This is a genomic window from uncultured Subdoligranulum sp., from assembly GCF_937890665.1.
This window is the reverse complement of record NZ_CALADU010000118.1, coordinates 1-11,559: the sequence shown is the minus strand read 5'-3', so window position 1 is coordinate 11,559 and position 11,559 is coordinate 1. Positions and strand designations below refer to the sequence as shown.

Here is an 11,559-nt window from a genome sequence, read left to right as displayed (position 1 = left end):
ACTACCGGGAGGACTGGTTCTGCGGTTCGCAAAGCGCTGCCTCCGGCGGGATCACCACCATCTGTGATATGCCGCTGCCCTCGGTGCCGGCCACCATCAACCGGGAAAACTTCGAGAAAAAGGTAGAAGTGGCCCAGCGCAACTCGGTGGTGGATTTCGCCCTGTGGGGCGGTCTGATCCCCGACAGCATCCCCGACATACCCACGATGAATGATTTGGGCTGCATCGGCTTTAAAGGTTTTATGTGCTTTGCCACCAAGGAATACCCCCGCATCACCGACGGGTACTTGGTGGACGGTATGCGGCAGGCGGCCTCCTTCAACGGACTGATCGCTCTGCACGCCGAAAACGCGGAAGCCGCCGATTTTGGCTGCAAGCACTATTCCGCCATCGGCTGTCAGGATGAAGCGATGTTCGACGACGCACGGCCCTGGTGGACCGAATACGACGCCGACCAGCGGATCGCCGTTTTTGCCAAGGCCACCGGCGCCCGGGTACTGGTCTGCCACACCACCATCCATCAAGGCGCCAAACTGCTGCGGGACGCCCGCAACGACGGCGCTCACCTGTACATCGAAACCTGCCCCCATTACCTGATCTTCGACCGCAACGTTCTGCGGGAGAAAAAGTCCTTTGCCAAGTGTACGCCGCCCTTCCGCAGCCGGGAAAACGTGGAACAGTTGTGGAACTACGTGCTGGACGGCACCATCGATGTGCTGGGCTCGGACCATGGCCCCTTCACCGACGCGGAGAAGGTCCAGCAGGGGGATTTCTGGCAGGAATACTGCGGGTTCGGCTGCAACGACGTGATGCTGGCCGCCATGATCACCGAGGGCGTACACAAACGCGGACTGCCTTGGACCCGGCTGGCCCAGTTGACCTCCGGCAACGCCGCCAAGATCTTGGGTCTGAGCCCCCGCAAAGGCACCCTGACCCCCGGCGCCGATGCGGACATCATCCTCATCGACCCGGAACGGCAATGGACCTACGACGGTCTGCAGTCCTTCTCCAAGACGAAAAGCGCCAAGGGGCCCTATCAGGGCATGGCACTGAAAGGCAAGGTGACGGACACCTTTGTACGCGGCATCCACGTATACCACGAGGGTGCGATCCTGTGCGAAGCCGGCTGCGGACGACTGGTAGAAAGTAGGAGATAAGCGCTATGAAGCAGATAGAGCTGCGGCAGCTCACCAAGGTATTCGGTTCCTTGGTTGCCAACGACCATGTGGATTTCAAAATCGAGTCGGGCAAAATTTACGGCCTGATTGGAGAAAACGGCGCAGGCAAAACGACGCTGATGCGGATGCTGTACGGCATGTATGAGCCGGACGACGGCGAGATCCTGATCGACGGCCAGCCCGTACATTTTAAAAGCCCCCGGGATGCCATCCATCAAGGCATCGGGATGGTGCACCAGCATTTTGCGCTGGTCCCCACCCTCAGCGTGGCGCAGAATATGATTTTGGGCAAACCCATCAAGAAAAAGAGCGGGCTGCTGGATCTGCGCCGGGCCGAGAAGGTGGTGGAAGATCTGGGCCGGGAATACAAACTGGAAGTTCCCCCTCGGGCCCTCATCAAGGATATTCCTGTCAGCTTACAGCAGCGGGTAGAGATTCTGAAAGCCCTGTATCTGGGCGCCGACCTGCTGATCATGGACGAGCCCACCGCCGTTCTGACCCCGCAGGAGATCGTAAAACTGTTTGAAACGCTGGTGGAGCTGCGCAATGCCGGCAAGAGCATCATCCTGATCACCCACAAGCTCAACGAGATCATGCAGATCACCGACGAGATCTTGGTGCTGCGGTTGGGCAAGATGACCGGTCACGTAAAAACCAGCGAGACCAACGAACAAGCTATTGCGGAAATGATGGTGGGACGCCAGCTCAGCGAACCCCGGGAAAAGGCCAAAACCGACCAGACTCAGGTGGCCATGGCCGCGCAGGGGCTTTCCTACGTGGACAAATGGGGCGTCAAAATGCTGGACAACGTTTCTTTCGAGCTGCACAAGGGCGAGATTTTGGGCATCGCCGGTGTGCAGGGCAACGGCCAGTCCGAATTGATCGACATTTTGACCGGCATGACCACCGACTATCAAGGCCAAATCACCATCGAAGGCCATCCGGTGCCGCCCAGCACCAGCACCCGGGTCCGCCGGGAGGATGGTCTGGGCTGCATCCCCGAGGATCGCCAACTGACCGGTGCCGCCGTAGGCGCCACCATTTTGGCCAACTTTATCATGACCGGCTACCGCCTGCGGGATTTTGCCGGTGCCGTATTCATCAACTACAAAAAGGCCCGGGAACGCACCTGGCAGTATGTACGGCAGTTCACCGTCAAGACAGACAACATCATGAACGATGCCCTTTCTCTTTCGGGCGGCAACCTGCAAAAATTGATCGTAGCGCGGGAATTGTCGCTGTCGCCGTCCGTCCTGATCGCCGCCCAACCCAGCCGCGGCGTTGACATCGGCGCTACCGAGTACATCCACGATACCCTGATCACCCACCGCAACCAAGGCAACGCCGTGCTGCTGGTCTCTAACGAACTGTCCGAGATCATGTCGCTGAGCGACCGGGTGCTGGTCATCTACAAAGGCCGCTTCGTGGGCGAAGTGGATCCCCTGCGCACCAGCGAAGAGGAAATCGGCCTGCTGATGGCGGGCGTCGTAAAGGAGGAAACCGTATGAATTTTACATACAGACCCACTCCGATCAGCGCCAAGACCGCCATTATGGCGATTCTGTTCGGCATCCTTGTGGGCGCCGTCCTGATCTTGGCCACCGGAAACGACCCGCTGGAGATCTATGCCGCCCTGATTCGCGGTGCCTGCGGGTCCACCTTCTCCCTCGCATCCAGCATCCGCTGGACCATCCCGCTGATCTTTGCCGGCACGGCGGCCTCCATCGCCTTCAAAGGCGGCGTCTTTAACATGGGCGTGGAAGGCCAGATGTATATGGGTGGTCTGGCAGCGGCCATCATCGGCGTTACCTGCACCGACCTGCCCGCCCCCGTCCTGATCCCCCTGATGCTGGTGTCCAGCATGTTGGTGGGCATGATCTGGGCGCTGCCGCCCATTTTGGCCAAGGTATTTTTTGGCAGCAGTGAAGTAGTCCCCTGCATGATGTTGAACTATGTGGCCATGTATCTGACCGATTATCTGGTCCACAACGTTTTTCTGGCCAGCGGCAACCGAGGCGCCACCATCAAAACCGACATGATCGCCGAACAGGGCCGTCTGGCTACCCTGATCTCCGGAACCAGCGTTTCTACCGCGCTGATCATCGCGCTGGTGGTGGTAGGCCTGTACTGGGTGCTGATCCGCAAAACCAAACTGGGCTATGAATTCGAGATCTGCGGCATCAACCCCCGCTTTGCCAAATACGGCGGCGTCAATGTGCTGGCCTCCCGCATCGGTGTCATCCTGCTCAGCGGCGCCATCGCCGGTCTGGGCGGCGCCACCGAGATCATGGGCGTGCGGTACTGCTTCGAGAGCCGCTTTGTGGGCGACTTTGCCACCAACGGCATCCTCTCCTCGCTGCTGGGCAGTTGTTCGCCCATCGGCACCCTGATCGGCTCCATCTTTATGGGCTTCCTGAAAGCCGGTTCCCTGACGGTGGAACGCACCACCAGCGTTTCCCGCGCGGTGGCAGTGGTCATCCAGTGTACGATCATCTGCTTTGTATCCGCCAAGGCGTTCGCCCATCTGCTGGATCGGGTAAAGCTCCCGGGCAAGCTTGCAAAACAAGGAGGGCTTGAACATGAATCTTGAACTTCTGCTGGGGGCGACCATGCGGTATTCCGCACCGATTCTGCTGGCCGCCGTAGGCGCGCTGTTCTGCGACTGCGCAGGCATCACCTTCATCATTCTGGAGGCACAGATGCTCTTGGCCTGTTTCTTCTCGGTCATTGCCGGGTACTATTTCCAGAGCTGGGGCATCGGCGTATTGGCTGCCATCGCCGCCAGCGTCCTGCTGGGTTGGTTCTTCATCTGGATCACCATGAAGATGAGCGCCATTGAGTTGGTGGTGGGGTTTGCCATCAACTTCCTGATCGACGGACTTACCGTCTATCTGCTGCGCATGGTTTTCCATCAAACGGGTTCCTTTGTTTCCCCTGACATCCCCGAGATCCCGAAAATCACCATCCCGCTGCTGAGCCAGATCCCCGTCATCGGCAGCCTGTTCCGGGAACAGACCTGGATCGTCTATGCGGCATTTATCAGCGTGGCGCTGGCCGCGGTGCTGATCTACCGTACCGCCTACGGCCTGCATGTGCTGGCCTGCGGTGCCAGCCCCGAGGCCGCCAAGGCCGTTGGTATCTCGATCCCCCGCACCCGAATCAGCTGCATCATGATCGCCAGCGTCCTCTGCGCACTGGCAGGCAGCCAACTGTCCATCGGCTTCCTCTCCATGTTCTCGGAAGGCATGACCGTCGGCAAGGGCTACATCGCCTTGGGCGCGCTGATGTTCTCCAACCGCCGCCCGGCACTGGTCCTCTTCATCACGCTGCTCTTCGGCTTTGCCGAGGCTGTGGGCAACCAAGTACAGCTGCAGGGCACCATCGCCTCGGAATTGGTCCTGATGATCCCCTATCTGGCGGTGTTGGCCTGTGTGTTCATCCGCAAACCGCAACAGGAACAGCTCTAATCTTCGTACGGTTCTGGAACTTGCATTCCAGATGAATTTTATCAACAGGAGGAAAAACCCATGAAAAAACTGCTTGCATCCGTTTTGTCCGCTGCGATGCTGGCGTCACTCTGTGCCTGCTCTTCCACGGCCAGTTCTACGTCCAGCACTTCTACCGCCACCAGCGAAGGCGCCGCCGAAAGCCAGACCTCCGCTGCCCCCGCCAGTGACCTGAAGGCCGCCTTCATTACCCCGCAGGCGCTGGGTGACGGCTCGGTCACCGACCTGTGCTATTCCGGCTTTACTTCCGCCGCCGAGGAATACGGCATCGAAACGCAGGTCGTCGAGGTACAAGTCGGCGAATACGAGGAAACGCTGCGCTCCATGGCGCAGGAGGGCTACGGCCTGCTGGTCTGCCTGCAGCCCGAGCTGGTGGACGCCGTCTGCACGGTGGCGCCGGAATACCCCGACACCCTCTTCTTCTCGATGAATGGCGAGATCAATGACATTCCCAACGTACTGGGTTCCGCCAACAAAGAACAGGAAGGTTCCTATCTGGCCGGTGTTACCGCCGCCCTGATGTCTGAGACCGGCAAGATCGGCGCGGTCATCGGGCAGGACATGGCGCAGAATAACCGCTACGCCGCCGGATACGAGGACGGTGCCAAGGCCGCCCGCCCCGACATTGAAGTTTCCATCGTCTACGCCGGCACCTTCGAAGACCCCGCCAAGGGCAAGGAGCTTGCCTTGACGCTGTACAACTCCGGCTATGATGTGGTGTATCAGGTAGCTGCCAAGACCGGTCTGGGCGTCTTTGAAGCCGCCGAAGAGCTGAGCGCCGGCCATTACGTCATCGGCTGTGACATCGACCAGAGCGATGTGCTGCCCGGTCAGGTTTTGGGCAGCCAGATCACGCCCTACGACACCTGGGTCTACGCGGCCATGACGGACTACGCGCAGGGCACCTTTGAGGGCGGCAAGACCGAGGCCTTCTCGATGAACCGCACCGGCGGCGCCGGCTTTGAGTTTGATACCACCGGCAAGGTCACCTACAAGGACGGCGTAAAGGAAGCCGTGGAAGAAAGCAAAGAAAAAATCATGTCCGGCGAGATCGTTCCCGAAAGCGTTCGCGAGAAAGACAAATAAACAACCGATAGAACGGATCGACACGGCGGCATGGGGGCCGCCGTGTCCTCTTCTTGCCGGGGTTCCGGCTGCGCATAACGACTACAAAAAAGGAAGTGACTGCACCTATGGCCTATGCAATGCAAAGCATCCCCCGCCGGGACGAGGCCGCCCGCTCCCTCTTTACCAGCGGAGCGTTCACCTACGAACTGCACCCCGATTACGGCACCTTCCCCGAACGGTTTACCTTTACCATGTATTCGGGCGGCTGCTGTGACCGCGAGGACAACCTGTTTTTGTCCACCCGGGATGTGGAGCATCCCATCATGATGCTGGATCCCGAGGGGCACTATGTCAAAGACTTCGGTCAGGGCTTATTCAAAGAGACCCACACCCTTTGCGTGACCCCCAACGATACCCTGTTGTGTGTGGATGTGGCCCAGCATGTTCTGCGGGAGATTTCCAAGGACGGCGAATGGATCCGGGATATCGGCACGCCGGGGGTCCCCAGCGACAGTGGGTTTGACCCTGACTTATGGCGCAAGCGCCAGCGGATGGGCAAATATGTGCCCACCGACGTACTGTTTGACAAAGGGTGGTCCTTCTTTATGGGGCTGGAGAGCATCCAGCGGGCTGCCCCGCCCTTCAACCGGCCCACCGGGGTCTGCTTTGCCCCGGACGGGGATTTCTTTGTCAGCGACGGGTACGGCAACGCCGCCATCCACCGCTTTGCCCCGGACGGCACCCTGCTGCGCACCTGGGGCGGCCCGGGGGACGAACCCGGCCACTTTGTGGTGCCTCACTGCCTCTGCGTGGACCGGCTGGGCCGCGTTTGGGTGGGCGACCGGGACGGCAACCGCCTGCATGTCTTCTCCGCCGAGGGAGAACTGCTGGCCTATCTGGAGGAAGGGCTCTACCAACCCACCGGCCTGTGGGCGGACGACGACTATGTCTACGTGGCTGAACGAGGCGGCGGGCTGACGCTCATCGACATGAATTTGCAGGTCGTGGCGCAGCTGGGGTTCTACAACTCCCCCATCCGGGCCCACGGCATGTGCGGCAACAGCAAGGGCGAGATTTTCCTGATGCCGCTGACCACCTATGACCGCCATTTCCTGATGAAGCTCTCGCCCATTCACAAACCCGACAGCAAGGGGTGATCGTACCCAGATGTTCAACCAACGCCAAACTGAGATCCTGCGTTTTCTGGCCGAAGTACAGTTTGCACGGCTGGACCAACTGGCCGCCCGGCTGGGTGTTTCGGCCGAGACCATCCGCCGCGACCTGAAAGAGTTGGAGCAGGAATCCGCCATCAAACGGGTGCGCGGCGGGGCTGTTTTCAGCGGGCTGCGCGCCAACGAACGGGAATTTGTCAAAAAGGCCAACAGCAACCATCAAGAGAAAAGCGCCATCGCCGCGGAAGCGCTAAAGCACCTCCACGACGGGGAAGCCATCGCCATCAACAACGGGGTCACCTCGATGGCGTTGGCCCATGCCATCGAGAGAAGCGGTCTGTCGCTGAACATTGTCACCAACTCGCCGCCCATTGCGGTGCTGTTGTCCCAGACCGACCAGAACCGGGTTTTTCTGACCGGAGGCTACCTGCGCAAACACAACAAAAGTTTGGTGGGCAGCCTGTGTGGAAATTCTTTGGAGAATTTCCGGGTAGACAAAACCTTTTTGAGCGTGGACGGCCTTTCCATCCAAGACGGCATCACCGAGTATAACACCGAAGAAGCCGCCGTACTGCGGCGGATGCTGCGAATCGGCCGGGAAAAGATCATTCTGGCGGAGTGCAGCAAATTCCGCGAAGTGGCCTTTAACCGGATCTGCACCGCAGAGGAGATCGACTGCATCATCACCGACTGGAACATCACCGCGCAGGAAATGGCTCCTTGGCAGGATGCGGGGGTGCAAGTCATCGCAGCGCCCCAGCGGATGCCGGACTATGCCCACGCCGAGTAACCCTTTCCCCAACAAAGCAAACAGCAAAACCCCGCAGGGGGGCTGCACGCCGGTACCATCCTCCGGCGGCGCATTCCCTGCGGGGTTTTGCTGCTGTTCTTTTGGCCCGTTGCGGAAAGTCGGGTCAGGCTTTTTTCTGTACGTTCTTGGTGGCGATCACATCCACGCCGGTGGAGGCCACGTCGGACAGCAGTACATCCCCGATGGCTACCGGGGCGTCCACGTCCACTTCCTTCAGGGCGCGCACCACGTCGAAGATCTTGTCCTTGGGCACGTCGCTGCGGGTCTTGCAGGACACCATGGGCAGCGTGCCGCCCCGGACCCGCACCGTGCTGGTCACCACGCGGGTGGGATGGGTCACTTCCTTGCGGGCGTAGGCGTCGCCCCGGGGGCAGGTGTTGCCGGTGACCCGTACCACCGCGCCGTCCTCCATCTCTACCACCAGCGGGCAGCCCATGGGGCAGCCAATGCAGACCAGATTGATCTTTTCCATAAGTTATGCCTCCTCCAACGTCACGGTGATCTGGGCAGCTTCGGGATGGGCCCGCAGCGCTTCGCTCTTGAGCTGCACGGTTTCCATCTCACCCGGCGCCAACACGGGACGCTTGCGGCTGAAGATGCAGGTGTCCCCCGCATAGACCGCCACTTTCTTATTCTTATACACATTGGCCACACGGAACCGCAAAGTCACGGTGTCCCCCGCGCAGTCGGGGCGGATGGTGGTGGGCACGGTGTAGCGCACCCCGTTTTCGCACCGCACCGGCAGGGTGCGGGCGTCGCCGCCCTGTTCGCCGTTCTGGATATAGGCCGCGGCATGGGCGCCGGCGGCACCGGCTTCCTCCGACACAAAGTCCACCAAGTCGTGGACGTGCAGCACGTTGCCGGCCGCAAAGACGCCGGGGATGCTGGTCTCCAGACTTTCGTTGACGGCGGGGCCGTTGGTGACGGGGTTGAGGGCCACACCGGCGGCGCGGCTCAGCTCGTTTTCGGGCAGCAGCCCGCAGGAGAGCAGCAGCGTGTCGCAGTCATAGTGTTCCTCGGTGCCGGGTACCGGCTTGCCGTTTTCCACCCGGGCCAGCGTGATGCCTTCCACCCGTTCCTTGCCCTGAATGTCCACCACGGTGTGGCTGAGTTTCAGGGGGATGCCGAAGTCGTCCAGACATTGCACGATGTTGCGCTTCAAGCCGCCGGAGTAGGGCATCAGTTCGGCCACCACCTGCACCTTGGCGCCTTCCAGCGTCATGCGGCGGGCCATGATAAGGCCGATGTCGCCGGAACCGAGGATGACCACCTTGCGGCCCGGCAGGTAGCCTTCCATATTGACAAGGCGCTGGGCGGTACCGGCGGTAAAGATGCCCGCCGGGCGGTAGCCGGGGATGTTCAGCGCGCCGCGGGGACGTTCCCGGCAGCCCATGGCCAGCACCACCGCTTTGGGATGAAGCTGGAACAGGCCGTCCTGTTTGTTCATCGCCGTGACGGTTTTATCCGCCGCCAAGTCCAGCACCATCGTATTGAGCTTGTAGGGAATGTCCAGTTCCTTAGCCATCTGGATGAACCGGCCGGCGTACTCGGGGCCGGTGAGTTCCTCTTTAAAGGTATGCAGGCCGAAGCCGCTGTGGATGCACTGGTTCAGAATGCCGCCCAGCTCGTTGTCACGTTCCAGCACCAGAAGGTCCTGTACGCCGTGTTTGCGGGCTTCCACCGCCGCGGCCAGTCCGGCAGGACCGCCGCCGATGATGACAAGATCTACATTTTTCATGATTGCGTCCTCCCCTTAGTACACGTCCTTGTTGGTGCCGACGATGATCTTGGACTGGCCGCCCGCCTTGGTGACCTCGCTCAGGGGCAGGTTCAGTTCCCGGGCCAGAATTTCCATGACGCGGGGGCTGCAGAAGCCTGCCTGGCAACGGCCCATACCGGCGCGGGTACGCCGCTTGACGCCGTCCAAGCTGCGGGCGCCCGGCACCCGATGGATGGCGTCCACGATCTCGCCCTCGGTGACGCTTTCGCACCGGCAGATGATCTGCCCATAGGCGGGGTCTTTGCGGATCAGTTCGTTGCGCTCCTCCAAAGAGAGGGTCTTGGGATCCAGAATGCCCTTGCGGACCGGATCAAAGGTGGGATCTTGTTCGAGGTGCAGGCTCCGGGAGACCAGATCCGCCACCATCACACCGATGGCCGGGCTGCTGGACAGGCCGGGCGATTCGATGGCCGCGCAGTCCACAAAGCCGGGGGCGATCTCCCCGATGAAGAAGTCGTGGCGGGGTTCATGGGCCCGCAGGCCCGCAAAGCTGGTGATGGTCTGGCGCATCGGAATATCCTTGACGGCGATGCCCGCCTTGGCGCGCACCTCGTCCAGACCGGCGGCGGTGGTGGCGGTGGCTTCCTTATCCTCCACATCGATGGCCGTGGGGCCGACGAGCAGGTTGCCGTGGACCGTGGGGGTGACCAGCACGCCCTTGCCGTACTTGCCAGGCAGTTGGAAGATGGTGTGGTGTACATGCGCCCCGGCGGTGTGGTCCAGCAGGAAGTAGTCGCCCCGGCGCGGGATGATGGTCAGGGGGTCCTCGCCGGTGACCATGTTGTGCAGGTCGTCGGCATAGACGCCGGCCGCGTTGACCACCAGACGGGTCTCCAACGTGCCGTGGTCGGTTTCCACCTGCCAGCCGCCCTCGATGGGCTTCAGGCCGGTGACCGTGGTATCAAACTGGAACTTGACGCCGTTTTTGGCGGCGTTCTCGGCAAAGGCGTAGGTCAGCCCAAAGGGGCAGACGATGGCGCCGGTGGGGGCCCACAGGGCGGCCACCGCCTCGTCGGAGATGTTAGGCTCCATGGCCACCAGTTCTTCCCGCTCGATGATGCGCAGCCCTTCTACCCCGTTGGCCACGCCGTTTTCGTAGAGCTTTTGCAGGGCGGGGCGGTCCTCGTCGCTGACGCAGACCACCAAGCTGCCGCACTGGTCATAGGCAAAATCCAATTCCTTGGCCAGAGCCGGCATCATCCGGCTGCCTTCCACGTTGAGCTTGGCCATCAGGCTGCCGTGGGCGGCGTCGTAGCCCGCGTGGACGATGGCGCTGTTCGCCTTGGTGGTGCCGCAGCAGACGTCTTCTTCTTTCTCCAAAACCAGAATATCGGCCTTGTAGCGGGACAGTTCCCGGGCACAAGCACAGCCGGACACACCGGCGCCGATGACGATTACATCATACATCTTCAGTCTCCTTATCCGAACCGCAGCGGTTCATTCATGGTGTGGGCAGCGGGGGGTCAGTCGTCGTCCTTGGCCCAGCCGTAGGCACAGCGCACGGCTTTGTTCCAGCCCTTGATGCGCTTGGCCCGCTCCTCCTCGGTGATGGAGGGCGAGAAGGTCCGGTCCACCGACCAGTTTTGGATGACCTCCTCGGTGGAGCCCCAATACCCTACCGCCAGCCCCGCCAGATAGGCGGCGCCCAGCGCCGTGGTTTCTACGCAGAGGGGGCGCTGCACCGGCACGTTGCTGATGTCCGCCATGGTCTGCATCAGGTAGTTGTTGGCCGAAGCGCCGCCGTCCACCTTCAGGGCTTGCATGGGGATGCCGGAGTCCGCCTCCATAGCGTGGAGCACGTCATTGACCTGATAGCACAGGCTGTCCAGCGTAGCGCGGATGATATGGTTTTTATTACAGCCCCGGGTCAGCCCCACAATGGTGCCCCGGGCATACTGGTCCCAGTGGGGGGCGCCCAGTCCGGTAAAGGCCGGCACCACGTAACAGCCGTTGGTGTCCTTGACCTTTTGGGCCATGTACTCGGAATCCCGGGATTCCTCCAGCAGGCGCAGCTCGTCCCGCAGCCACTGGATGGCCGCCCCCG

11 protein-coding genes are annotated in these 11,559 nt (G+C 61.2%); 7 read left to right on the top strand and 4 right to left on the bottom strand.

Features of this window, described 5'->3' with window-relative positions:
- The 7 genes from Q0526_RS07240 to Q0526_RS07210 all read left to right on the top strand — a co-directional run.
- A partial coding sequence (locus Q0526_RS07240) for an amidohydrolase family protein (protein WP_298732061.1) occupies positions 1 to 1,157 on the top strand: 1,157 nt, incomplete at its 5' end.
- Between the two features lie 5 nt (positions 1,158 to 1,162).
- The gene (locus tag Q0526_RS07235) at positions 1,163 to 2,686 is read left to right on the top strand and encodes an ABC transporter ATP-binding protein (RefSeq protein WP_298732059.1); all 1,524 of its coding nucleotides are present in this window, start codon (positions 1,163 to 1,165) and stop codon (positions 2,684 to 2,686) included.
- A complete protein-coding gene (locus Q0526_RS07230) occupies positions 2,683 to 3,768 on the top strand; it encodes an ABC transporter permease (protein ID WP_298732057.1) in 1,086 nt (361 codons plus the stop codon). Before Q0526_RS07235 ends, Q0526_RS07230 begins: the two co-directional genes overlap by 4 nt.
- Positions 3,758 to 4,645: an ABC transporter permease gene (locus Q0526_RS07225; RefSeq protein ID WP_298732056.1), complete on the top strand. Its 888-nt coding sequence runs from the start codon at positions 3,758 to 3,760 to the stop codon at positions 4,643 to 4,645. The genes Q0526_RS07230 and Q0526_RS07225 overlap by 11 nt, the downstream gene beginning before the upstream one ends.
- A 60-nt stretch (positions 4,646 to 4,705) precedes the next feature.
- Positions 4,706 to 5,770: a BMP family ABC transporter substrate-binding protein gene (locus tag Q0526_RS07220; protein WP_298732054.1), complete on the top strand. Its 1,065-nt coding sequence runs from the start codon at positions 4,706 to 4,708 to the stop codon at positions 5,768 to 5,770.
- 107 nt (positions 5,771 to 5,877) lie between these two features.
- Entirely contained in the window at positions 5,878 to 6,909 is a 1,032-nt protein-coding gene (locus tag Q0526_RS07215; RefSeq protein WP_298732052.1) for a hypothetical protein, read from the top strand.
- Between the two features lie 10 nt (positions 6,910 to 6,919).
- Positions 6,920 to 7,714 carry a DeoR/GlpR family DNA-binding transcription regulator gene (locus Q0526_RS07210; protein WP_298732050.1) on the top strand — a complete coding sequence of 265 codons (795 nt, stop codon included), beginning with the start codon at positions 6,920 to 6,922 and terminating at the stop codon, positions 7,712 to 7,714.
- A 124-nt stretch (positions 7,715 to 7,838) separates the two neighbouring features.
- Here the strand turns inward: Q0526_RS07210 and Q0526_RS07205 are convergent, their stop codons facing one another.
- The 4 genes from Q0526_RS07205 to Q0526_RS07190 form a co-directional block, all read right to left on the bottom strand.
- A complete protein-coding gene (locus Q0526_RS07205) occupies positions 7,839 to 8,207 on the bottom strand; it encodes a DUF1667 domain-containing protein (protein ID WP_298732048.1) in 369 nt (122 codons plus the stop codon).
- Between the two features lie 3 nt (positions 8,208 to 8,210).
- Positions 8,211 to 9,473, bottom strand: coding sequence for an FAD-dependent oxidoreductase (locus Q0526_RS07200; RefSeq protein ID WP_298732047.1), 1,263 nt, complete (start codon positions 9,471 to 9,473; stop codon positions 8,211 to 8,213).
- Positions 9,474 to 9,488: 15 nt separating this feature from the next.
- A complete protein-coding gene (locus Q0526_RS07195) occupies positions 9,489 to 10,922 on the bottom strand; it encodes an NAD(P)/FAD-dependent oxidoreductase (protein WP_298732045.1) in 1,434 nt (477 codons plus the stop codon).
- Positions 10,923 to 10,978: 56 nt separating this feature from the next.
- Positions 10,979 to 11,559, bottom strand: a 581-nt coding sequence (locus Q0526_RS07190; protein ID WP_298732043.1) for an FGGY-family carbohydrate kinase, incomplete at its 5' end; no start/stop codon positions are given.

What these genes read in the sequence shown, in the direction of transcription:
- Q0526_RS07235 (WP_298732059.1), top strand. Translation starts at nt 1,163, where the DNA reads ATGAAGCAGATAGAGCTGCGGCAGCTCACCAAGGTATTCGGTTCCTTG.
- Q0526_RS07230 (WP_298732057.1), top strand. Translation starts at nt 2,683, where the DNA reads ATGAATTTTACATACAGACCCACTCCGATCAGCGCCAAGACCGCCATT.
- Q0526_RS07225 (WP_298732056.1), top strand. Translation starts at nt 3,758, where the DNA reads ATGAATCTTGAACTTCTGCTGGGGGCGACCATGCGGTATTCCGCACCG.
- Q0526_RS07220 (WP_298732054.1), top strand. Translation starts at nt 4,706, where the DNA reads ATGAAAAAACTGCTTGCATCCGTTTTGTCCGCTGCGATGCTGGCGTCA.
- Q0526_RS07215 (WP_298732052.1), top strand. Translation starts at nt 5,878, where the DNA reads ATGGCCTATGCAATGCAAAGCATCCCCCGCCGGGACGAGGCCGCCCGC.
- Q0526_RS07210 (WP_298732050.1), top strand. Translation starts at nt 6,920, where the DNA reads ATGTTCAACCAACGCCAAACTGAGATCCTGCGTTTTCTGGCCGAAGTA.
- Q0526_RS07205 (WP_298732048.1), bottom strand. Translation starts at nt 8,207, where the DNA reads ATGGAAAAGATCAATCTGGTCTGCATTGGCTGCCCCATGGGCTGCCCG.
- Q0526_RS07200 (WP_298732047.1), bottom strand. Translation starts at nt 9,473, where the DNA reads ATGAAAAATGTAGATCTTGTCATCATCGGCGGCGGTCCTGCCGGACTG.
- Q0526_RS07195 (WP_298732045.1), bottom strand. Translation starts at nt 10,922, where the DNA reads ATGTATGATGTAATCGTCATCGGCGCCGGTGTGTCCGGCTGTGCTTGT.